This window comes from Streptomyces sp. NPDC001606 (genome assembly GCF_053596835.1).
The window spans coordinates 986756-1009322 of record NZ_JBSFHC010000001.1; the positions used below are offsets into that span (position 1 = coordinate 986756).

The 22567-nt window shown below is 72.4% G+C and carries 20 protein-coding genes and 1 pseudogene; 1 reads left to right on the forward strand and 20 read right to left on the reverse strand.

Translation table 11 applies throughout. The features are described from left to right. The first annotated feature begins 50 nt into the window (after positions 1 to 50). Positions 51 to 848: a tyrosine-protein phosphatase gene (locus ACWCV9_RS04335; protein WP_450784186.1), complete on the forward strand. Its 798-nt coding sequence runs from the start codon at positions 51 to 53 to the stop codon at positions 846 to 848. 9 nt (positions 849 to 857) lie between these two features. On the opposite strand, the gene ACWCV9_RS04340 is transcribed toward ACWCV9_RS04335, so the two are convergent. The 20 genes and pseudogenes from ACWCV9_RS04340 to ACWCV9_RS04435 all read right to left on the reverse strand — a co-directional run. Beyond that, positions 858 to 980, reverse strand: a complete 123-nt coding sequence (locus tag ACWCV9_RS04340; protein ID WP_450784187.1) for a DUF6126 family protein — start codon at positions 978 to 980, stop codon at positions 858 to 860. Then, positions 977 to 1588: a helix-turn-helix domain-containing protein gene (locus ACWCV9_RS04345; RefSeq protein ID WP_450784188.1), complete on the reverse strand. Its 612-nt coding sequence runs from the start codon at positions 1586 to 1588 to the stop codon at positions 977 to 979. Before ACWCV9_RS04345 ends, ACWCV9_RS04340 begins: the two co-directional genes overlap by 4 nt. Before the next feature lie 101 nt (positions 1589 to 1689). Continuing rightward, on the reverse strand, positions 1690 to 5076 hold the full coding sequence (locus tag ACWCV9_RS04350) for a hypothetical protein (protein ID WP_450784189.1): 3387 nt from the start codon (positions 5074 to 5076) through the stop codon (positions 1690 to 1692). A gap of 139 nt (positions 5077 to 5215) precedes the next feature. Further along, positions 5216 to 6601 (reverse strand): aspartate aminotransferase family protein, encoded by a 1386-nt coding sequence (locus ACWCV9_RS04355; RefSeq protein WP_450784190.1) that lies wholly within the window; start codon positions 6599 to 6601, stop codon positions 5216 to 5218. Continuing rightward, positions 6598 to 8496: a 1-deoxy-D-xylulose-5-phosphate synthase gene (dxs, locus tag ACWCV9_RS04360; RefSeq protein ID WP_450784191.1), complete on the reverse strand. Its 1899-nt coding sequence runs from the start codon at positions 8494 to 8496 to the stop codon at positions 6598 to 6600. Before dxs ends, ACWCV9_RS04355 begins: the two co-directional genes overlap by 4 nt. A gap of 35 nt (positions 8497 to 8531) precedes the next feature. Next, positions 8532 to 9026 carry a flavodoxin-dependent (E)-4-hydroxy-3-methylbut-2-enyl-diphosphate synthase gene (locus ACWCV9_RS04365; protein ID WP_450784192.1) on the reverse strand — a complete coding sequence of 165 codons (495 nt, stop codon included), beginning with the start codon at positions 9024 to 9026 and terminating at the stop codon, positions 8532 to 8534. Between the two features lie 4 nt (positions 9027 to 9030). Continuing rightward, complete coding sequence (hpnH, locus tag ACWCV9_RS04370; protein WP_450784193.1) at positions 9031 to 10056, reverse strand: adenosyl-hopene transferase HpnH; 1026 nt, start codon at positions 10054 to 10056, stop codon at positions 9031 to 9033. Between the two features lie 5 nt (positions 10057 to 10061). Then, positions 10062 to 10703: a phosphorylase family protein gene (locus ACWCV9_RS04375; RefSeq protein WP_450784194.1), complete on the reverse strand. Its 642-nt coding sequence runs from the start codon at positions 10701 to 10703 to the stop codon at positions 10062 to 10064. Between the two features lies 1 nt (position 10704). Continuing rightward, positions 10705 to 12726, reverse strand: a complete 2022-nt coding sequence (gene shc, locus ACWCV9_RS04380) for a squalene--hopene cyclase (protein WP_450784195.1) — start codon at positions 12724 to 12726, stop codon at positions 10705 to 10707. Positions 12727 to 12846: 120 nt separating this feature from the next. Continuing rightward, entirely contained in the window at positions 12847 to 13986 is a 1140-nt protein-coding gene (locus ACWCV9_RS04385) for a polyprenyl synthetase family protein (protein ID WP_450784196.1), read from the reverse strand. Continuing rightward, positions 13986 to 15413, reverse strand: a complete 1428-nt coding sequence (hpnE, locus tag ACWCV9_RS04390; protein ID WP_450784197.1) for a hydroxysqualene dehydroxylase HpnE — start codon at positions 15411 to 15413, stop codon at positions 13986 to 13988. The genes ACWCV9_RS04385 and hpnE overlap by 1 nt, the downstream gene beginning before the upstream one ends. Further along, positions 15410 to 15538 (reverse strand): DUF6380 family protein, encoded by a 129-nt coding sequence (locus tag ACWCV9_RS04395; RefSeq protein ID WP_450784198.1) that lies wholly within the window; start codon positions 15536 to 15538, stop codon positions 15410 to 15412. Before ACWCV9_RS04395 ends, hpnE begins: the two co-directional genes overlap by 4 nt. Next, complete coding sequence (gene hpnD, locus ACWCV9_RS04400) at positions 15538 to 16500, reverse strand: presqualene diphosphate synthase HpnD (protein WP_450784199.1); 963 nt, start codon at positions 16498 to 16500, stop codon at positions 15538 to 15540. The genes ACWCV9_RS04395 and hpnD overlap by 1 nt, the downstream gene beginning before the upstream one ends. After that, entirely contained in the window at positions 16497 to 17393 is an 897-nt protein-coding gene (gene hpnC / locus ACWCV9_RS04405) for a squalene synthase HpnC (RefSeq protein ID WP_450784200.1), read from the reverse strand. Before hpnC ends, hpnD begins: the two co-directional genes overlap by 4 nt. A gap of 359 nt (positions 17394 to 17752) precedes the next feature. Further along, positions 17753 to 18532: an ABC transporter ATP-binding protein gene (locus ACWCV9_RS04410; RefSeq protein ID WP_385845834.1), complete on the reverse strand. Its 780-nt coding sequence runs from the start codon at positions 18530 to 18532 to the stop codon at positions 17753 to 17755. Beyond that, on the reverse strand, positions 18525 to 19454 hold the full coding sequence (locus ACWCV9_RS04415) for an ABC transporter permease (RefSeq protein WP_385845835.1): 930 nt from the start codon (positions 19452 to 19454) through the stop codon (positions 18525 to 18527). Before ACWCV9_RS04415 ends, ACWCV9_RS04410 begins: the two co-directional genes overlap by 8 nt. 55 nt (positions 19455 to 19509) lie before the next feature. Continuing rightward, the gene (locus ACWCV9_RS04420) at positions 19510 to 20382 is read right to left on the reverse strand and encodes a glycosyltransferase family 2 protein (protein ID WP_450784201.1); all 873 of its coding nucleotides are present in this window, start codon (positions 20380 to 20382) and stop codon (positions 19510 to 19512) included. 5 nt (positions 20383 to 20387) lie between these two features. Further along, positions 20388 to 21131, reverse strand: a complete 744-nt coding sequence (locus ACWCV9_RS04425) for a CDP-alcohol phosphatidyltransferase family protein (protein ID WP_450784202.1) — start codon at positions 21129 to 21131, stop codon at positions 20388 to 20390. A gap of 13 nt (positions 21132 to 21144) precedes the next feature. Next, a complete protein-coding gene (locus tag ACWCV9_RS04430) occupies positions 21145 to 22206 on the reverse strand; it encodes an iron-containing alcohol dehydrogenase family protein (protein WP_450784203.1) in 1062 nt (353 codons plus the stop codon). Beyond that, a pseudogene (locus ACWCV9_RS04435) lies at positions 22194 to 22567 on the reverse strand (phosphocholine cytidylyltransferase family protein); the annotation flags it as partial. The gene ACWCV9_RS04430 and the pseudogene ACWCV9_RS04435, both read right to left, overlap by 13 nt.

The following is a 22567-nucleotide window of genomic DNA, read 5'->3' on the forward strand; positions in this document are numbered from 1 at the left end:
TGAGCCCCGCCGACGAGCCGCGACGGCGGGACCGACCGGGAGGAGCCCCCGTGACGCAGCAGGTCCCGTCGACCGAGCCGGAGCTGGCCGGAGTGCGCAATTTCCGTGACGTGGGCGGGCTGCCGACCACGGACGGACGGCGGGTGCGGCACGGAGTGCTGTTCCGCAGCGGGCACCTGGCGCACGCGACACCGGAGGACGCGGCCTTCCTGGCCGGCCTGGGCCTGCACACGATCTTCGACTTCCGCAACGCGGCCGACCAGAAGCTGGAGGGCCCGGACGTCGCGCTGCCCGGCGTGCGGAACGTGAACCTGCCGCTGAGCGACCCGGCGGACGGCGCCGAGTTCTGGAAGATGGTCCGCGACGGCGACCTCGCCCAGCTGCGCGCGATCCTGGACGACAGCAAGGCGGCGGGCCGGATGATCGCCTCGTACCGCACGATCGTCAGGGACCGCACCGCCGAGCACTCCCGGGTGCTGCACGCGATCGCCGAGGACAGCGTCCCGGCGCTGATGCACTGCGCGGCCGGCAAGGACCGTGCGGGCATATCCATAGCCGTCACGCTCCTCGCGGTGGGCGTGGAGCGGGACGCGATCGTCGCCGACTACCTGGAGTCCAACGCCAAGCACCGCCGCTACAAGGTCCGCCGCAGCGGCAGCGCGGACACCGCGTACACCCCCGAGGTGATGGAGCTGCTCAGCCCGCTCTTCGACGCCCGCGCCGAGTACCTGGAAGCGGCCTTCGCGAGCATCGAGGAGACCTGGGGCGGCTTCGACGACTACTTCGAGCGGGGCCTGCGGCTCACCCCGCAGACCCGGGACCGACTGCGCGACCGCCTGCTGGACTGACGAAGCCCCTCACTGCCGGCCGCCCAGGGCGAACAGCAGGTAGAGGAACGCGGCCAGCACATGGCCGAGGGCGATGTAGATGATCAGGCGGATCCACAGGGAGCGGGGAAAACTGGTCTCGTGGTCGCTCATGGCAGCTCTCCGGTAAGCGGCCCCAGGCACAGCGCGGCGGTGGGGCTCTGCAACAGGGTGTGGACGAACAGCAGCTCCACGCCGTCGGGGTCCTCGGCAGCGAGGCGGTGCGGGGTGAGCGAGTCGAAGTGGGCGCTGTCGCCCGGGCCGAGCAGGTGCGCGGTGTCACCGAGGCGCAGGCGCAGCCGGCCGGTGAGGACGTAGAGCCACTCCTCGCCGGGGTGGACGCGCACGATGTCGCCCTGCGAGCCGTAGGGCACGCGCACCCGCAGCGCCTGCATGCCCCGGCCGGGCGCCCCGGCCTGGACGTACGTCCAGCCGCCGGCCCGGGTGGGCTCCATCTCGGCGGCCCGGACGACCGCCTCCCGGTCGGCGACCCGCTCGCCGAGCAGCTCGGAGACGGTCGTACCGTAGATACGGGCCAGGGCGAGCAGCATCGGCAGCGAGGGCTGCCGCTGCCCGGTCTCCAGCCGGGACAGATGCGCCGGCGAGAGGCCGGCGGACTGCGCCGCGGCCTCCAGGGTCAGGCCGGCGCGGCGGCGCAGGATACGCAGCTGGGGGGCCACGGCGGGCAGTTCGCCGCCGGCCCCCGGCTCGGGGGCGGTCATGTCTCCATTGAGCCGGACTCTTGTCTGTGGGACAAATTTTTTGCCTCACAGGCAAAGCGCCCACTCTCCGGTGGCGCCGTTTCCCCGCCTCTCGTGCGGGGTCATTCCCGTGTCGTCACGGTCTGGTGGGCGTGGTGCCGTACATCGGGGTCGGGGTGCCTGCGCAGGCGGCGCAGCAGCGCGCGCCACTCCTCCGGCCAGCCGAGACCGGCGCCCGTACCGGTGACGACTCCGGTCGCCAGCAGGCCGGTGATCGTACCCCCGTCCCGGGCCAGCCGGTCGGCCGCCGCCAGCAGGGAACCCTCGCGCTGTGCCCGGGCGGTGTGCGCCCAGTCGGTGCGCAGCCGGCCCGCGGCGCTCCACGCGACGGCCGCTCCGGCGCCCTCCAGGGCGTCCGCCAGCTCCCGCAGACGGGCGAGGAGCGGGGCCGGCTCCACCGCCCGGTCGACCAGTCTGCGCAGCAGGTCGGCGCGCTCGGCGATCAGCAACGGCTCCGGCGCCAGCTGTGCGGTGACGGCTTCGAGGAGCTCGGGCCGCTCGGGCCGGTCGGAGGCCGGTTCGACCAGGGTCCGCAGCCGCTGGAGCGCGGGCAGGTCCCGGTCCTCCAGCGCCTCACCGCCGCCGTCGGGGGTGTGCAGCGCGGCCAGCAGCTCGGCCACCGCCCCGTGGAACACACTGCCTTCGGCCGCACCGCCCACCGGATGCGGCAGGTCGGAGGCGGCCAGGTCGCGCACCACCCAGGCCGCGTACCGCCAGTGGGTACGGCTGTCCAGGTCGCAGGCCGTCCGGGCGAGCCGGTCCGCCAGCGCGGGGGCGTGGCGGACCCAGGTGCCCACGGTCCGCAGCATGCCGTAGCCGGAGTAGGCGTCGTACGACGCGAGGCAGGCGTCGTAGGCCGCGTCGAGCAGCGTGGCGTAGCGGGCGCGGTGGCCCTCTGCCAGTTCCCAGGGGCTCACCTCCACCAGGGCCTGGCGCACCTGCGGGGCGTCGTCGTGCACGGCGTCCTCCAGCAGGGTCCAGGCCTGCGGCACGCCCAGCAGCGGCGGCAGGGCGCGCAGCGCGGCGGCCCGCACGTCCGGGTGGCTGCCGGGGGCGCGGCAGGCGTGCGACAGCAGGTCCACGGCCCGCCCCGGGGGCAGGAAGCGGGCCGCGAGCCGGACGGCCTCCTTGCGGGAGGTCACCTTCGCCGCCCGCTCTCCGGTGAGCAAGGTGTCCAGTTCCAGGGCCAGTCGGGAGGGAGCCGCGTAGCGTGCGGCGCGTCCGGCCGCGTACACCGCGACCCGCGCCCGGTCGCCGGAGGCTTGCCCCAGCAGCACCGGCAGGGCGTCCGCGGGCCGGTCGGTCCGGGCCAGCGCGGCGAGCGCGGCCTCCGCGACCGGCACGTCCGGGTCGTCCCGGTGGCGCAGCGCCAGGGCCCGGCCCAGTTCCGGCACCGGTGCGGCCGCCCGGAGCGCGGCGACCCGGTCGTCGGAGGGCAGCGAGCCGTCCGCGGCCGCCTGGCCGGCGATCCGTACCGCGGCCCGCTGCTGCCGGGGCAGCCAGCGGTGCGCCGTGCCGAGGTCCGGCAGCGGGCGGCGGGCGCCGGGGACGAGGAAGCGCCCGTACGGCGGGGTGTCGCCGAGCAGGGCGTCCAGCAGGTCCGTGCGGGTGCGGGCGAGGACGCGGCGCACCGGTGCGAGGACGGCGGCCGACGGTTCGCGCGCGATGATGCGGGCCACCCGGTCGGCGCGGGTGGCCGGTGCGGCGAGCCACAGTTCTGCCGCCGCCTCGAAGGTCGGGTCGTCGCCGCGCTCCAGGGCGGTGGCCAGCAGCTCCTGCAAGCCGGTCAGCGAGCGGGCGCGCGGCCCCAGTGCTCGGGCGAGGCCCAGGAGCAGCCGGAAGTCGGAGCGGCCCGCGGCGGCTTCCAGCCAGGGCCGCAGCGCCTCGAACACATCGTGCTCCTGGCCGCGCCGCAGCACCCGGTGCAGGGGGCCGAGGTCGGGCACGCCGACCCGGCTGGCCATCCGCTCCAGCGTGCGCAGCGCCCCGGCGCGCAGTGCGGCGTCCCCGGCGTGCTCGGCCAGCACGCGCTCGGCCAGGCTGCGCAGGGCGGTCAGGGTGGCGGCGGAGCAGTCCCGGGCGAGGAGGGCGCCCTGGGCGATCCGGTCCAGCGACTCCGCGTCGGCGGGCGCGAACAGCCGCGGATGTGCTCCGGCGAGCGCGTGCAGCGCGTCGGCGCGCACCGGGTCCTGCTCGTTGGGCAGCCGGTGCCCCATCTCGGTCAGCAGCCCGGTGACCGCCGCCCGGCCGCCGTCCCGGGCCGCGCACGCCACGAGCAGCGCCCAGGCGGTCTTCCGGTCCTCGGGGTCGGGCCGGCGGGTCGCGGCGAGCAGCTCGGCGCGTGCCTCGGCGAACGGGCCGTGGGCGAGGATGGCCAGGTCGTCCCAGAAGTCGGCCGGATCGCCGAACTCGGCAGCTGCGCGCCGTACTTCGGCCCAGCGGCGTTCCCGGGGCAGCAGGCCGAGGACGGCGAGCGTCGGGGCTGCGAGGGTCCTGCCCGTGGTGACGGTGTCGAGGAACTCCGGGCGGCGGCCGGGCGGCATCGCCTTCAGCAGCGCGGCGAAGTGGGTCTGGCGACGCAGCCAGTGGCGGCCCAGCCGCGGCAGCGACTCAGGGGCGGCCCGCACCAGCCGGCGCAGCACACCGGGCGGCGGCACGGGTGCGTGGCGCTGCTCGCGGCGATCGGCGGAGGCGAGCCAGCACACCACGCGTTCGGCGTCGGCGGTGACCAGTGCGCCGAGCGCCGGGTACAGCGCGGGCGGCAGGCCGGCCGGCCCGAACCGCTCCAGCAGGGCCAGCACCCGCTCCGGGCGGCGCGGGGCGAGCGCGGCGACCGTGGTGGCGTGCACGCGCCACCAGTCGTCCCGCTGCGCGGCGCCGGTACGGTCCTCCAGCGCGCGTTCGGCATGGTCCGCGACCGGGTCGGGGTGCCGCCGGGCGAGGCTCGTCCAGCCGTCGACGGCGTGCGCGAGCCGGGGCAGGTGCCGTGCGACGAACGGGGTGGAGCAGGCGGGCAGCAGCCGGGCCGCCTCCGCGTCGCCCCACTCCGCGCCCAGCCGTGTCACCAGCCGCTCGGCGAGCGCGGTGCGGCCGGCGGAGGCGAGCAGGCGGGCCAGGCGGCGGCGCAGCTCGGCCGGGGCGTCGTCGTACGCCGCCGCGACCGCCTCGTCCGGCACCGCCTGCACCCGGGCCGCGCGCAGGGCGTATCCGGCGACGACCGGGTCCGGGTCGGCGAGTCGTGCGGCGAGGAAGACGGTGTCCCGGCCGGCGAAGGCGGCCAGCGCCGCGAGCCGCCGCTCGTAGGGTCCGCGTGCGTCGAGGTCCGTGAGGACGGCGGTGAGGCGCCCGTCGTCCGCCAGGCGCCGGGCGGTGTGCGCCGTGCGGTTCAGCCGGTCCGGGAACGGCAGCGGTTCGAGGGCGAGGAGCAGCTGGTCCGCGGTCGTGGGCATCCGCCGATTGTGCCCTTGGACGATCCATCCACGCGATCGAATTCGGCACCGACCGCTGCCACGGGCACCGACCCCGCCCGGCGCTCGCAGCGCGAACGCCGGGCGGTCCCGCGGCGGGAGCCCACGGCGGCCTGCCGTGCTAGCGGTTGGCCACCGCCTGTTTGATCAGGGTCTTGCCGAAGTCCCACAGCAGGCCGCCGCCGCTGTGGGCGTCGTCCATGACGGCCGTGAACGCCGTCACGAACCGGTCGACGTCGGCCTCGTCGATGATCAGCGGCGGGATCAGCTTGATCACCTCCAGGTGGTCGCCGGAGACCTGGGTGAGGATCCGGTGCCGCTGGAGCAGCGGTACGACGACCATCTGGGCGAACAGGCCCTTGCGGGCCGCCTGGAGCATGGTCCAGCGGCTGCGCAGCTTCAGCGAGGCCGGCCGGCCGAACTCGATGCCGATCATCAGGCCCCGGCCGCGGACGTCGGCGAGCAGCTCGTAGGTGTCGACCAGGGCGGCGAGCCGGGACTTCAGCAGCTCGCCGGTGGCGCGCACCTGGGCGACGATCTGGTCGTTCTCCATCACCGACAGCACCGCCAGGCCGCACGCCATCGCCTGGGCGTTGGCGCCGAAGCTGGCGGAGTGGACCAGGACGCGGTCCATGGACGAGTAGACCTTCTTGAAGATCCAGTCCTTGCCGAGGGTGGCGCCGACCGGCACATAGCCGCCGGAGAGGGCCTTGGCCACACAGACCAGGTCGGGTTCGACGCCGTCCTCGTGCTGGTAGGCGTAGAAGTCGCCGGTGCGGCCCAGGCCGGTCTGCACCTCGTCGGCGATGAGCAGCGCCTTGTGCCGGTGCAGCAGGTCCTGCGCGGCGCGCAGATAGCCGGGCGGCGCCTCGTGCACGCCCTTGCCCTGGATCGGTTCCACGATCAGGGCGGCCACGTCGCCCTTCTTCAGCTCCCGTGCCAGCGCGTCGAGATCACCGAGCGGTACGGCGGTGTCGGGCAGCAGCGGCGCGAAGCCGTCCCGGAAGCCCTTCTCGCCGTTGACCGACAGCGAGCCGGTGGTCAGGCCGTGGAAGGCGTGGTCGCAGTAGAGGACGCGGGGCTTGCCGGTGGCGTACCGGGCGAACTTCAGGGCCGTCTCGACGGCCTCGGTGCCGCTGTTGCCGAAGAACACCCGGTCCAGGTGCGGGCTGCGGGCGAGCAGCCGCTCGGCGAGCAGACCGGGCAGCGGCTGGCAGTCGAAGCGGGTGAGGTCGGCGAGGTCCAGGTCCAGGACGTCGTGCAGCGCCTTGCGGACGACCGGGTGGTGGCGGCCGAGGCCCATCACCCCGAACCCGGCGAGCATGTCCAGGTAGTCGTTGCCGTCCGCGTCGAAGAAGTGGGCGCCCTCGGCCCGCTCGTAGACCTTGTCGAAGCCGATGGTGTGCAGCATCCGCGGGAGCTGCGGGTTGAGGTAGCGGCTGTGCAGCTCGTAGCGTTCGGCTCCGCGCTCGGCGAGCAGGGCGCCGAGGTCGAACTCGGTGGTCATTCACTCTCCTTGGCTGTGCCGCGCGCGTCCGCGACGGCCAGGCTCCCACTGATCCGCCCGGCGATCTCGACGGGCGTGAGGCCGATGTCGGCCAGGACCTCGCCGCGTTTGGCGTGCGGGAGGAACAGCTCCGGGATGCCGAACCGCCGTACCGGCACGTCCACGTCGGCGTCGCCGAGGGCCAGCGCCACGGCCGAGCCGACGCCCGCGGCCCGGCTGTTGTCCTCGACCACGGCGATCAGCCGGTGTCCGGCCGCGAGGGCGGGCAGCGCGGGGTCGACGGGCTTGACCCAGCGGGGGTCGACGACGGTGCAGCCGATGCCCCGGGCGGCCAGCAGCTCGGCGGTCTGGAGGCTCACCGGGGCCATGACGCCGACGGCGACCAGCAGCACCTCGGGGTTCTCGTCGCGGTGCAGGACGTCCATGCCGCCCACGCGGCCGGTGGCCGGGATCGCCGGGCCGGCCGACTCCTTCGGGAAGCGGACCACGGTGGGCGCGTCGTCCACGGCGACGGCCTCGCGGAGCTGGGCGCGCAGCTGGTCGGCGTCGCGCGGGGCGGCGATCCGCAGGCCGGGCACGACCTGGAGGACGGACATGTCCCACATGCCGTTGTGGGAGGCGCCGTCGGTGCCGGTGACGCCGGCCCGGTCCAGCACGAAGGTCACCCCGCAGCGGTGCAGGGCGACGTCCATCAGCAGCTGGTCGAAGGCGCGGTTGAGGAAGGTGGCGTAGACGGCGACGACGGGGTGCAGTCCGCCGGTGGCGAGGCCGGCCGCGGAGACGGCCGCGTGCTGCTCGGCGATGCCGACGTCCCAGACCCGGTCCGGGAAGCGCTCGGCGAACGCGCCGAGGCCGACCGGGTGCAGCATGGCCGCGGTGATGGCGACGACGTCGTCCCGCTCCTCGCCGATCCGCACCATCTCCTCGCCGAACACCGAGGTCCAGGAGGGTCCGCCCGACGGCGCGAGCGGCTCGCAGGTCAGCGGGTCCATCACGCCGACGCTGTGGAAGTGGTCCTCCTCGTGCGCGAGGGCGGGTTCGTAGCCGCGGCCCTTCTCGGTGAGGCAGTGGACCAGGACGGGGCCGTGGAAGCGTTTCGCGCGGCGCAGCGCGGACTCGACGGCCCCGATGTCGTGGCCGTCGATCGGGCCGACGTACTTCAGGCCGAGGTCCTCGAACATGCCCTGCGGGGCGAAGGCGTCCTTGAAGCCCTTCTTCGCGCCGTGCAGGGACTCGTAGACGGTGCTGCCGACGACGGGGGTGCGCAGCAGGACGTCCTTGCCCCAGGCGAGGACCTTCTCGTAACCGTCGGTGGTGCGCAGGGCGGCCAGGTGGTTGGCGAGGCCCCCGATGGTCGGCGCGTAGGAGCGCTCGTTGTCGTTGACGACGATGATGAGCGGGCGGTCCCGTGCGGCCGCGATGTTGTTCAGCGCCTCCCAGGCCATGCCGCCGGTCAGCGCGCCGTCGCCGATGACCGCGACGACATGGCCCTTCTCGCCCCGCACCTGGTTGGCCTTGGCGAGGCCGTCGGCCCAGCCGAGCGCGGTGGAGGCGTGGCTGTTCTCGATGATGTCGTGCTCGGACTCCTCGCGCGAGGGATAGCCGGACAGTCCGCCCTTGCCGCGCAGCTTGGAGAAGTCCTGACGTCCGGTCAGAAGTTTGTGCACATAACTCTGGTGACCCGTGTCCCACAGGATGCGGTCGACCGGTGACTCGAAGACCCGGTGCAGGGCGATGGAGAGTTCCACCACCCCGAGGTTGGGCCCGAGATGACCGCCGGTCCGGGTCACCGCGTGCACCAGGAAGTCGCGTATCTCTTGGGACAGTTCGCCGAGTTCCGCCTCGGACAGCGCCTTCAGGTCGCGCGGCTGCCGGATCGTCTCCAGAATCGTCACGCTCGGCCCCCTCTCGGTCCGTGCCTTGCCTGGAATCAACTCTTCTGTTCGGCCAGCTTCTGCGCCTCCTCGATGACGGTTTCCACGATCTTGGACTCGGGGACGGTCTTGATGGCCTCGCCCCGGACGAAGATCTGGCCCTTGCCGTTGCCCGAGGCAACTCCGAGGTCGGCCTCGCGGGCCTCGCCGGGGCCGTTGACCCCACAGCCCGTCACGGCCACCCGCAGGGCGACCGCCGACGTGATGGTGCCCTGGAAGGCGGGGCCGGCCTCGGTGACGCCGAGGTGGAGCGGGTAGTCGCCCTGCGCGGCGAGCTGGCGGTAGGCCTCGATCATGACGACCGGCTGCCCGACGACCCCGCGCGCAGGATCGCGGCTCAGCAGACGGGTACGGGTCGTGGTCACCGACTGCGCCGACGCCGGGGCACCGCCGCCCACCGCCACCGGCCCGACCTCAAGCTGTCGCGACCGGCGCCGCGGCGCGAGCGGCCGGGGCGGCACCCCCGGCACGCCCGGCGGAACGGCGGTCATCGCCTCACTCCTGCTTGCCGCTGGTCATCGTCTCCCGCGCGGCCCGCAGCGACTCCTTCAGGGAGCCCATGGTGGCGAGCACGGCGGTCGGTTCGTAGCCGCAGTGGGCCATGCAGTTGGCGCAGCGCGGGTCCTTGCCGCGGCCGTACTTGTCCCAGTCGGTCTCCTCCAGCAGCTGCCGGTAGGTGGGCACATAGCCGTCGCTCATCAGATAGCAGGGCTTCTGCCAGCCGAAGAGGGAGTAGCTGGGGATCGCCCAGGCGGTGCACGGGAAGTCGACCTTGCCCTCCAGGAAGTCCAGGAAGAGCGGGCTCTGGTTGAGCCGCCACCGCTTGCGGTTGCCGCCGGAGAACGCCTTCTTGAACAGTTCCCTGGTCTGCTGGACGCCGAGGAAGTGCTCCTGGTCGGGGGCCTTCTCGTAGGCGTAGGCGGGCGAGAGCATCATCTCGTCCACGCCCAGGTCGTCGTTGAGGAAGTTCAGCACCTCGACGACGGTCTGCGGGGTGTCCGTGTTGAAGAAGGTCGAGTTGGTGGTCACCCGGAAGCCGCGTCGCTTGGCCTCCTTGATGGCCTCGACCGCCTCGTCGAAGGTGCCCTCCTTGGCCACGGAGGCGTCGTGCCGCTCCCGCAGTCCGTCGATGTGCACGGCCCACGCGAAGTACGGCGAGGGCTTGAACTTGTCCATCTTCTTGCGCATCAGCAGCGCGTTGGTGCAGAGGAAGACGAACTTCTTCTTGGCCACCAACTGGCGCACGATCTCGTCGATCTGAGGATGCATCAACGGCTCGCCGCCGGCGATGGACACCATCGGCGCACCGGACTCCAGAACGGCTCCCACGGCCTGCGCCACGGGCATGCGCTGCTTGAGGACGCCGGCCGGGTGCTGGATCTTGCCGCAGCCCTCGCACTTGAGGTTGCACGCGAACAACGGCTCCAACTCCACGAGCAGGGCGAACTTGTCCCGCTTCCTGAGCTTCTGTTCGAACAGATAAGTAGCGACCTTGACGGTCTGACGCAGCGGCATGGCCATCTGGCTCACCTCCGGGGGAGCAACAAAGAACGGTGCCATTCAAAAAATGCGGGAAGAACGGAACGAAGAACGCGAAATGCAGATATTCCACCGCGTACCGTGCCGATCCGGACGAGTTCGTGTTCGGGTGCGTCCACGACGACCCGGACGGCCGCGACCGGGCGCTCACCGGCCCGTACGGCCGCGCGCAGCGTGGCCGCGGACTCCATGTCGACCGCGATCGCCCCGGTCGCGAGCAGATCGAACCGCTCGGGGCCCCGGACGACGTGGTCGGAGCCGGTGAGCGGGCCGGTGTGGACCGTGCGCCCGGGCAGGATGCGCACCAGCTCCTTGACGAGCAGTTCGGTGCCCACGCAGGGGACGGTGGCGTGCGGGTCCCGGGTCTCCTCGGCGACCACCAGGTCACCGGGGTGCATCCCGGGGGCGAGCCCGGCGCAGAAGCCGGTGGCCAGTACGGCCGCGTCGGCGAGCGCCGGGGTGGCGAGGTGCCGGGTGACGGAGCGTTCCGCCGCCCGGGGCCCCATGCCGGTACGGACGAAGCTCACCGGCCCGCCCGTCCCGGTGCGGTCGCCGGTGCGCAGGGCGAGGTGCTCGATGCCGAGCGCGCAGGCGATCAGCAGCGGGGCCGGGGCGGGCACGGCGCTCATCTCAGCTCACCTTCGCCTCGGGACGCGGTGTCCGGGCGAGCAGCTTGCGCTCGAAGGGGTCGCCGTGCAGATAGCGGCCGAGCGCGGTGAGCGGGAACACCTGCCGGTACAGGTGGTAGTTGATGGAGAAGTCCCAGGGGAAGCCGGTGCCGGTGAAGTACGGCTCGTCCCAGCTGCCGTCCTCCCGCTGGGTCTCGGCCAGCCACCGGATGCCGCGCTCGACGGCCTTGGAACCCTGCTCCCCGGCGGCGAGCAGCGCCATCAGCGCCCACGCGGTCTGCGAGGGCGTGGAAACCCCGCGACCGCTCCACTCCTTGGCGTACTTGTAGGAGCGCAGGTCCTCGCCCCAGCCGCCGTCGTCGTTCTGCACACTCTCCAGCCAGGCGACGGCCCGCCGGATCGCCGGGTGCGAGCCGGGCAGGCCGGCGGCGGTCAGCGCCGGTACGACGGACCCGGTGCCGTAGAGGTAGTTGACGCCCCAGCGGCCGAACCACGAGCCGTTCGGCTCCTGTTCGGCGAGCAGCCAGTCGATGCCCCGCCGGGTGCGCGGATCGTGCGCCAGGCCCTCGGCGGCGAGCATCTCCACGACATGCGCGGTGACGTCCGCGGACGGCGGGTCGATGACCTCGCCGAAGTCGCAGAACGGCAGCCGGTTCGGGAACGGGCTGGTGTTGTCGACGTCGAAGGCGCCCCAGCCGCCGTTCTTCGACTGCATCCCGAGGTTCCAGCGCACCCCGCGCCCGATCGCCCGGTCCACCCGCTCCGGGTCGTGGTGCCGCACCCGGCGCAGCGCGAGCGCCACCTCGGCGGTGTCGTCGATGTCCGGGTAGTTGTCGTTGTGGAACTCGAACGCCCAGCCGCCCGGCGGCAGTTGGGGACGGCGTACGGCCCAGTCGCCGGGCCGGACGATCTCCTCGCCCAGCATCCAGTCGGCCGCCTTGACCAGCGCCGGATGGTCGTTGGGCAGCCCGGCGTCGGCGAGCGCGATGGTGGCGAGGCAGGTGTCCCAGACCGGTGACTGGCAGGCCTCGATCATCCGGGCGCCGTCCTCGCGCCAGACGGCGAAACGGTCCAGCGACGCGAGGCCCTCGCGCAGCACCGGGTGTTCGAGGTCGTAGCCGAGCAGGTGCAGGGCGATGACCGAGTACACCGCCGGGGGCTGGATGCCGCCCCAGCAGCCGTCGTTCTCCTGCCGCTCCACGATCCAGCGGGCCGCGGAGCCCATCGCGGCCTTGCGGAGTCTGCGCACGGCGACCTTGCGGTAGCCGCGGACCACCTTGTCGAGCCGCTGGAAGAGCCCGTCCCAGCTCGTCACCGGGGCGGGCGGCTGCGGCGGGTTGGGCACGGCCGGGTCGGTGTGCAGCTCGTCCAGCGCGAAGGGTGCCGGGCGCACCGGGCGCTTGGCGGAGACGATGGTGAGCGGCACGATGGTCTGCCGCGCCCAGCAGCCGAAGTTGTAGATGTTCAGCGGGAACCAGGTGGGGAACCAGATCAGCTCCGGCGGCAGCTCGGGCAGGTCCTCCCACTTCCACCAGCCGAACAGGGCGAGCCAGATCCGGGTGAACACCCGGGCGGCGGCGATACCGCCGCGGTCGCGGATCCAGGCGGCCGCCCGGGCCATGTGCGGGGCGTCGGGCGCGTCCCCGGCCAGACGGAGGGCGACGTACGCCTCGATGGTGGCGGACAGGTCGCCGGGGCCGCCGTAGAAGGTGGCCCAGGTGCCGTCCTCGCGCTGCTCGCCGCGGATGAACAGCGCGGCGGCTTGTACGGTCCTGTCGTCCAGGATGCCCAGGAACTGGCGGAGCATCAGGTCCTCGGCGTCCATGGTGACGTTGGTCTCCAGGTCGCCCTTCCACCAGCCCTGGGCGTCCTGCCGGGAGAGCAGGTGGTCGGTGGCGCGCCGGGCGGCACGCGCGGCGGCTTCTTGTACCCCGGCCGCCTCGGGGGTGAGGGTGGTGTCGCTGGCCGCGGCCGCCCGGGACGGCAGAGTCGCCCCGGTGCTTCCGTCGGTCGTCGCTGTCATGGCTTCCCCTTCGTGCAGTCGTGCGAGTCGTGCTGCTGTGGGTCCGCCGTCGGCCGGTGTCCTGCGTCGTGCGTGCGACACCGGCCGGCGACTATGCGAGGCTTGTCGAGCCGATAATGATCATCTCTTTCGTACGACGACGAAGTCGGCGAGCGCCGTGAAGGCGGCCCGTACCCGGTCGGGCATGCCGACGGTGTGCAGGGCTTCGATGGCGATGGCGTGCTGACGGCGCGCTTCCTCCGCCGTCCAGTCGCGGCCGCCGGCCTCCTCGATGAGGGCGGCGCGGGCCGCGAACTCCTCCTCCGAGAAGTTCTCGAAGTCGCTGCTCTTGGCGTCGGCGGCGAGGATCTCGCCGAGCCGCTCGGAGGCGGGGCCGCCGGCCGCGAGCGCGGCCACCACCGGCAGGGACTTCTTGCGCTGGCGCAGGTCGCTCCAGGTCTGCTTGCCGGTGGACTCGGGGTCGCCCCAGATGCCGAGCAGGTCGTCGACCGCCTGGAAGGCGAGTCCGAGGTGGTAGCCGTACTTCTCCAGCGCGTCCGCGGTGGTGTCGTCCGCGCCGCCGAGCACGGCGCCGATGGAGCTGGACGCGGCGAGCAGCGCGCCGGTCTTCTGCCCCTCCATCTCCAGGCACTCCTCGACGCTGACGCGGTCGCGGTGCTCGTAGGAGATGTCCTGCGCCTGACCGTCGATCAGGGCGCGGGTGGCGGTGGTCAGCCGGCGGGTGGCGCGGCCGGCCTCGACCGTGCCCAGCTCCAGCAGCACCTCGTTGGCGAGCGCGAACAGGGCGTCGCCGACCAGGATGGCCTGGGCGGGGCCGTGCAGCTTCCATACGGTGTCGCGGTGCCGGCGCTGCTCGTCGCCGTCCATCAGGTCGTCGTGCAGCAGCGAGAAGTTGTGCACGAGCTCCACCGCCACGGCGCCGGGGATGCCCACCTCGGGCGCCTTGCCGGTGACTTCGGCGGAGAGCACCGCGAGGGCGGGGCGGACGGCCTTGCCGCCGGCGCCGTCGGCCGGGTTCCCGGCGGCGTCGATCCAGCCGAAGTGGTAGGCGGCGACGGTGTCCATGGGCGGCGCCAGGCGGTCGACGGCCGCCCGCAGAACCGGTGTGGCCAGGGCGCGGCCGCGCTCCAGCAGCGCGGTCACGTCCACCGCGGTCTCTCCTCCCGCGGGCGTCGAGGCCGGGGGCACAGTGGGCACAGTCTCTCCTCTTGTTGCGGTACCGGGGGTGCGGGGGCCCGCCGCCGGGTGCTGATCGAGCATCAGGCCGCCTCCTCGAAGGCGAAGAGACGGCTCGGGCGGGGCCGGCCCAGGGCGCCGAGCGCGGCGTCGGCCGCACTCACGCCGCTGCGGACCGCACTCTCCATGGTCGCGGGCCACCCGGTGGCGGTCCACGCTCCGGCCAGGTACAGGCCGGGGGCTTTGGTGCGGGCGCCGGGCCGCAGCCGCCCGACGCCGGTGGTGGGGGCGAACGTGGCCGTGCGCTCCCGGGTCACGAAGAAGTCCTTCACCACGGCGCCGCGCGTACCCGGCAGGAGCCGTTCCAACTCGGGCAGATAGCGCCGGCGCAGGTCGGCGACGGGCAGGTCGATGTCGTCCTGCGCGGCCGACTGGGACAGCGCCAGATACTGGCCGGTGCGCAGTCCGGAGGCGTGGGTGCGGTCGAAGACCCACTGGACCGGGGTGCCGAGGGCCGCGAAGAAGGGCCGCGTGAGCACCGTACGGTCGTACACGACATGGACGTTGAGGATCGGCGCGGTGCCGATCCGCAGCAGCCGCTCGGGGGCGTCCAGCGCACCGGGCGGCAGCAGGGCGTGGGTCTCGCGCTGGGGTACGGCGAGGACGACGGCGTCGGTTTCGAGTGTCTCGCCGGGAACCTGAACGCTCCACGTGCCGTTCTCGTTCTTAGAGACGGAGGTGACGCGTGTACGGACCTCGGTACGCACGCCCGCGGAGTCGAGCGCCTTGCGGGCCAGCCGGTCGTGCAGTTCGCCCAGCGGGACGCGGGCCCAGCCGATGTCGGCCGCGCCCGGGTCGGACAGCAGACCGGTCTTGAACACCATCGCGGCGAGCCCCAGCGAGGCGTCGCCCGCGACCGCGTTGAGGGTGGCGACCCCGACCAGGTCCCACAGGGCCTCGACGGCGCGCGCCGACTGGCCGTGCCCGGCCAGCCAGCTGCCGAAGTCCTGGGCGTCCAGGGACGGATCGGCGAGGTCGAGTCCCTTGAGCGCGAGCGCGGCCCGCCCGACCGCGGCACGCTCGGCGAGCGAGAGATGCGGATAGGTGGCCAGACTGCGCCCCAGGTGGAGGGGGACGGGCAGGGGGTCGCGCCGCAGCCGGCCGAGCCGTCTGCCCTCGGGCTTGGCGACGTCGACGACGGGCACGTCCAGGCGGTCCTGCAACGGTGCCAGCGCCGCGCCCTCGATCCGGTCGAGGAACCAGCGGTAGGCGGTGCAGCAGCGCAGGTACACGTGCTGGCCGTTGTCGACGGTCAGTTCGCCGCGCTGGAAGGAGAAGGCGAGGCCGCCCAGCCTGGGTCTGCCTTCGAGCAGGGTGACATCGATGCCCGCGTCGGCGAGCGCGAGTGCCGCGGTGATCCCGGCGAGTCCGCCGCCGACCACGACGGCGCTGCGCCCCGCCCTGTCCCGGGTGTGTGCCTGCGCCTGCGCGGACCGTGAGCCGTCGCTCATCGTGCGTCCTTCCCTGCGTGCCGACCGTGCTGGTTGAACGGTGCACGGTCAGTCGTCGCAGTCAGGGACGCCACGCCGTGGTGGAGGGTTGCCCGGCGCATGTCCCCTGGTTCGGTGCGGTCCATCAGACGCGCCTCCGGATGGTCCGCGGCGAGACATGGCGGGTCACATGGCGGGTGTCGAGACCGGACAGACCGCGCACGGCGACATACGCCTTCTCGTGTCCGGGCAGCGAGACCCGGCCGCGCAGCACCGCCTCCGGGTCGCGCTCGATGCGGTCGAGGAGCCGGCGGTAGATGCCGGCCATGGCCGCCACGCAGGCACCGCTGCGCCGGTCGAGCATGGGCAGCAGCTGGTAGCCCTCCGCGAACAGGGCGCGGGCCCGCCGGACCTCGAAGTGCACCAGGCCCGCGAAGTCCGAGCCCTCCGGCGGGGTCGGCCGGTCGAACCCGGCCGAGCAGCCGAACTTGGCGAGGTCGTCGGCGGGCAGGTAGGTACGGCCGCCCTGCGCGTCCTCGCGGACGTCCCGGAGGATGTTGGTGAGCTGGAGGGCGAGGCCGAGGGTGTCGGCGTACTCGGCCGCGCGCTCGGCGCCGCGCGCGCCCGGTTCGGTGCCGAACACGCCGAGCGAGAGGCGTCCGATGGCACCGGCGACACACCGGCAGTAGGCCTTCAGGTCGTCCCAGGTCTCGTAGGTCTCGCCGCGCACGTCCATCTGGACGCCGTCGATCAGCTCGTCCAGGCCGTCGAGCGGGATCGGGAAGGCCCGTGCGGCATGGCTGAGGGCGACGGCCACCGGATCGGTGTCGTCCTCCTCGACCGCGCCCGCGCGGACCCGGGCGAGCAGGGCCCGGGTGTCCTCGAGCCGCGTCAGCTTCACGTCGTCGGCCAGGTCGCCGTCGCCGATGTCGTCCACGCGCCGGGAGAACGCGTACAGCGCCGACATGGCGCGGCGCTTGGGCGCCGGCAGCAGCCGGATGCCGTAGGCGAAGTTGCGGGCCTGCTGACCCGTGACCGTCTCGCAGTAGCTGTAGGCGGCGAGTACCGGTGCGGACACGTGCGGCGGAGAATCCACGGCCCCGATCACCCCTCTCCTCGCAGAATCACGCCCGCCTCACGCAGCAACTGGATCGTGCCGGGCTTGGGCGGGCCGGGAAGTACGTCGTATTCGGCGGCGGCGATCGCGCGGATCGCCGCCCTTCCCCCCGCAACGAACCCTGCGAGCAGCAGCTTCAACCTGCCGTGGACGCTACCCACCAGGGGGGCGCCTTCATTCAGCAGAACGCGGGCGCGTTGCGCTTCGTATGCAACCAGGGCGCGCACCGATGCGCCCGCGGTTTTCGCGGAGAGGTCGGTTTCCTGCACATGGAAACGCTTCATGTCCTCGGCCGGCAGATAGATCCGGTCCCGGTTCAGATCCTCGGCGACGTCCTGGAGGTGCTCCACGATCTGCAACGCGGTGCAGATCGCGTCGGACAGCCGGATGCGCTCGGGGGTCGCGGTGCCGGTGACCCCGAGGACCAGGCGGCCGACGGGGTTGGCGGACAGCTCGCAGTAGGCGAGCAGGTCGTCATAGGTCTCGTACCGCGTGACCAGCTGGTCCTGGCGGTTCGCGGCGATCAGGCCGAGGAACGGCGCGGGTGTGAGACCGCGGCGGCGGACGGTCGGCTGGAGCCGGCGCAGCAGCGGGTGGCGCGGGGTGCCGTCGAAGACGCGGTGCAGGTCGGCCTCGAAGGCGTCGAGCAGGACCAGACGGTTCTCGGCTTCGGTGGCCGACACGCCGAGCAGCCGTGCGTCGGCTCCGCCGGGGGCGAGATCGCCGTCGCCGATGTCGTCGACGAGCCGGGCGAAGCCGTAGACGGCCATGAGGTCGTGGCGCCACTCCCTGGGCAGGAAGAACGGGGCCACGGGAAAGTTCTCACTCGCGGCCTTCGACAGGGTGGCGTGCTCCGGGTCCGACGCCGTTTCCGCGGCCGTCATCGCGCGCTGCCCGGGGCGGGGACGGCACATGCTGCGTTGAGCTGGGGAGTTTCCGTAGCCATTGCCGTCACATCTCCCGTTCTACACTGCCGACCCAATACACACTATTTCGGACACGCCGCCCAGCAATTCGCGGGTCGGCCCGGTGGAGGGTGTCGCGCATTATCTCCCCACTTGCCGCTTTCCGGCACCGGTACAGCTTACGTTGTACAACGCAGCTGCCTTCAGGGGGGTGTCCTGCGCATCACAACAACACACCGATTGCCCTCAAGATTCCTCGGGGCCACCGTAGTTGACGTTTCTTTTGCAGGCGCGAGGCCCCGCCGGAAGGCTTCCGACGGGGCCCCTGCCGAACCGGGTCACTTACCCGTGAACTTCTCGTACTCCTTCAGGACCTCTTCGGTCGGGCCGTCCATACGCAGTTCACCGCGTTCCAGCCAGAGCACGCGGTTGCAGGTGTCGCGGATGGACTTGTTGTTGTGGCTGACCAGAAAGACCGTGCCGGCTTCCTTGCGCAGTTCCCGGATGCGGTCCTCCGAGCGCTTCTGGAACTTCCGGTCACCGGTGGCGAGCGCCTCGTCGATCATGAGGACGTCGTGGTCCTTGGCGGCGGCGATGGAGAACCTGAGCCGGGCCGCCATACCGGAGGAGTAGGTGCGCATCGGCAGCGTGATGAAGTCGCCTTTCTCATTGATGCCCGAGAAGTCGACGATCTCCTGATAACGCTCCTTGATCTGCTCCCGGGACATCCCCATGGCGAGCCCGCCCAGGATGACGTTCCGTTCGCCGGTCAGGTCGTTCATCAGGGCCGCGTTCACGCCCAGCAGGGACGGCTGGCCGTCGGTGTAGACCTTGCCCCGCTCCGCGGGCAGCAGCCCGGCGATGGCACGCAGCAGGGTGGACTTGCCGGAGCCGTTGGAGCCGATCAGGCCGATGGCCTCGCCGCGGTAGGCGACGAAGGACACCCCGCGCACGGCGTGCACCTTGCGCACCCCGCGCTCCTCGCCCCGCCGGACGATCCGGCTGAGCGCCGCCGTGGCGCTGCCCTTGCCGGTCTTGGCGCCGTTGACCCGGTAGACGATGTGCAGGTCGTCCGCGATGACAGTGGGGCGGCGGTCCCCGGTGTGCTGCTCAGCCACGGCCGTACCTCTCCTCCGCCTTCCAGAAGTACACGAAGCCGCCCGCGAAGACGGCCACGGCCCAGAACAGCGCGATGGCCCACACATGCGGGGGCAGGTTCGAGGCGCCGTAGCCGTCGATCAGCGCGAAGCGCATCAGGTCCATGTAGACCGCGGCCGGGTTGACCTGGAGCAGCCGGACCGCGATCTCGGAGCGGCCCTCCATCATCTTGTGGATGGAGAACATCACGCCGGAGGTGTACATCCAGGTGCGCAGGATGAACGGCATCAGCTGGGCGAGGTCCGGGGTCTTGGCGCCCATGCGGGCCACGATCAGCGCGAGCCCGGTGTTGAACAGGAACTGCAACAGCAGGACCGGCACGATCAGCAGCCAGGAGGCGCTCGGGTAGCTGCCGAAGCCGATCGCCACGATGAACATCACGATCATCGAGAAGAGCAGCTGCTGGAGCTGCTGGAGCGAGAAGGAGACGGGCAGCGAGGCGCGCGGGAAGTGCAGGGCGCGCACCAGACCGAGGTTGCCGGAGATCGCGCGGACGCCCGACATGACCGAGCTCTGCGTGAAGGTGAACACGAACACGCCCGTGACCAGGAACGGGATGTACACGTCCTGGGACAGGCCGCGGCTCGCGTGCAGGATGACGCCGAAGATGAAGTAGTACACGCCGGCGTTCAGCAGCGGTGTGGCCACCTGCCAGAGCTGGCCCAGCTTGGCCTGGCTGTACTGCGCCGTCAGCTTGGCCTGGGAGAAGGCGAGGATGAAGTGGCGCCGCCCCCACAGCTGCCGGACGTACTCGACGAGCGTGGGCCTGGCGCCGCTCACGGCGAGCCCGTACTTGGCGGCGAGCTCGGCCGCCGTCAGCCCCTCGTCGGGCGACGGCGCCGCGCTCACCGCGACACCGCCGTCATGCGTTGTGTGACTCACGAGTGGAAACCAGGACTCTCTCGGTAAGAAGCTTGCTCTTCAGGTAAGAAGCTTCTCAGATCACCGGGGGCCGTCCCAGCCGGGTCAGCCGCCACACCGTGCGCCACCGCATGGGCCGGCGCGGGCCGCACGGCGTGGTCCAGCCCTCCTTGAAGCCGCCGAACCAGGCCTTCAGGGCCGGACCGGAGGGGCGGCGGAGCAGGGTGAGCAGCAGCCACACCCCGAGATAGACGGGGACGAGGAGGGCGGGCAGATTGCGGCGGGCGAGCCAGACCCGGTTGCGGGCGACCATGCGGTGGTAGACCGCGTGCCGCGAGGGCGCGGTCGTCGGGTGGTACAGCACCATGTCGGACCGGTAGTCGATCAGCCAGCCCGCGTTCAGCGCGCGCCAGGCCAGGTCGGTCTCCTCGTGGGCGTAGAAGAACTCGTCCGGCAACCCGCCGACCTCGGCGAAGACACGGGTGCGTACGGCGTTGGCGCCGCCCAGGAAGGTGGTCACCCGGGAGGAGCGCATCGGGTCGGAGGCGCGCAGCCGGGGCACGTGCCGGCGCTGGGTCTCGCCGGTCTCGGGGTCGGCGATCCGGAAGCTGATGATGCCGAGCTGCGGGTCCGCCCGGAACGCCTCCCGGCACAGCTGGGCGGTGTCATGGCGGGCGAGCAGGCCGTCGTCGTCCAGGAACAGCAATATGTCGACATCCCGGCCGGCCGGCCCGAAGGCCTCTATGCCGACGTTGCGGCCGCCGGGGATGCCCAGGTTCTCGGGCAGCTCGACGGTCCGCACGCCCTCGGGCACGTCCGGCACCGGCGAACCGTTGCCGACGACGACCACCTCGACGCGGTCGCCGTCCTGCTTGGCCACGGAGTCGAGCAGGGCCCGCAGCTCCTCCGGCCGGTTGCCCATGGTGATGATGACGGCGCCGACCTTCATGGCACTCACTTCAGCCTGCGCGAGGCGAGGATGGACACCAGGTGCAGCACGGTCTGGAGCATCGCGATGCCGGCCAGCACGGCGGTGCCGAGACGGGTGAAGAACAGGTCGCCGTGGATGTGGTCCGCGACGGCGAGGACCACGATCAGCAGCGAGGCCTCGATACCGAGGATCAGCCGGTGGAACTTGAGCGCGGCGGCGGCCCGGCGGGCCAGCGCCATCCCGGAGGAGCGCAGCTCCGCGGCGGCCTCCTGGACCGGCGGCTTGCCGGTCTGGTGCCGGGCGACGCCGACGAGGTCGGTCTCGGCCTTGATCAGGATGGCGCCGAGCGCGGCGAGGGTGCCGAGGAAGGCCCACAGCCAGTCGATCCGGCCGCCGCCCCACAGGTCGGCGGCGCGCAGACCGAGGCCGACCAGGACGGCCGCGTCGGTGAGATAGGCGCCGACCCGGTCCAGATAGACGCCGCTGAGCGAGTACTGCTTCTTCCAGCGGGCGATCTCGCCGTCCACGCAGTCCAGCAGCAGGTACAGCTGGGTGGCGACGACACCGAGGACGGCGCCCGCGATCCCCGGCACCAGCAGGGCCGGGGCCGCGAGCACACCGCAGACGGTCATCAGGTAGGTGAGCTGGTTGGGCGTGACCCTGGTGTTGACCAGGTAGCGGTCGATCCGCAGGGAGACCTCACGCATGTAGAGGCGCCCCGCCCAGTGCTCACCGCTGCGCCGGTCCTTCACCCCGGCGGGGTGCACGACCGGACGGAGTTCAGCTACCGATGGCCTTGACATAGTCGGCGTAGATGTCCTTGATCTGGTTCGTCTTGAGGTCGAGGTGTTCGATGATCGTGTAGCGCCCGGGCCGGGTCTCCGGAGCGAACTCCACGACGCGGACGAACTCGTCCACGGTGAAGCCGATCTCCTCCGGCAGCACCGGAAGCCCGTGCCGGCGCAGCACCTCGGCCATGTGGGCCGACTCCTCGTGCGCTCCGCGCAGGTACATCGCGAAGGCGGCGCCGAGTCCGCACTGCTCGCCATGGGCCGCCGCCCGCTTGGGGAACAGCAGGTCGAAGGCGTGGTTGATCTCGTGGCAGGAGCCGGAGGACGGGCGGGAGTCGCCCGACACGGACATCGCGATACCGCTGAGGACCAGCGCCTCGGCGAGCACCTGGAGGAAGTCGTTGTCCCCGATGCCGCCGGGGTGCCGCAGCACGGCCTCGCCGGCCTGCCGGGCCATGGCGGCGGCCAGACCGTCGATCTTCTCGCCGTTGACCCTGTTGGACAGCTCCCAGTCCGCGATCGCGTTGACGTTGGAGATCGCGTCGCCGATGCCCGCCCGGACGAAGCGGGCCGGGGCCTCGCGGATCACGTCCAGGTCGATGACCACGGCGATCGGGTTGGGCACGCCGTAGGAGCCGCGGCCCGCGTCGTTGTCCAGGGTCGCGACCGGTGAGCACAGGCCGTCGTGGGCGAGGTTGGTGGGGACGGCGACCAGCGGCAGGCCCACCCGGGCCGCCGCGAACTTGGCGCAGTCGATGATCTTGCCACCGCCGAGGCCGACCACCGCGTCGTAGTGGCCGGACTTCATCTCGCCGGCCAGCCGGACCGCGTCGTCCAGGGTGCCGCCGCCCACCTCGTACCAGGTGGCGCCGGGCAGCGAGGGCGAGACCCGCTCGCGCAGCCGGGCGCCGGAGCCGCCGCTGACGGCGACCGCGAGCCGCCCGGACTGGGCGATGCGTTCGTCGGCGAGGACCGCCCCCAGGTCGTCCAGGGCACCCGGGCGGATGTCCACGACGACCGGCGAGGGAATGAGCCGGGTCAGGAGCGGCATGCGATCTCCCGGCCGCGGGCGAGGTCGTCGTGGTTGTCGATCTCCACCCAGTCGACGTCGCCGATCGGCGCGACGTCGATCCGGAAGCCACGGTCGACCAGTTCCTGGTAGCCGTGCTCGTAGAACTGCTGCGGGTCGGTCTCCCAGACCGTCTTGAGCGCGTCGGCCAGCTCGGCGGCGGCGTCGCCCTCGATGAGGGTGACGCCGATGTACTCGCCGGTCGCCTCGGCCGGGTCCATCAGCTTGGTGATCTTCGTCATCCCCTTGGCGGGGTCGACGACGACCTTCATCTCCTCGTCGGCGAGGGACTTCACGGTGTCCAGCGCGAGGATGATCTTCTTGCCCTCACCGCGGGCGGCCA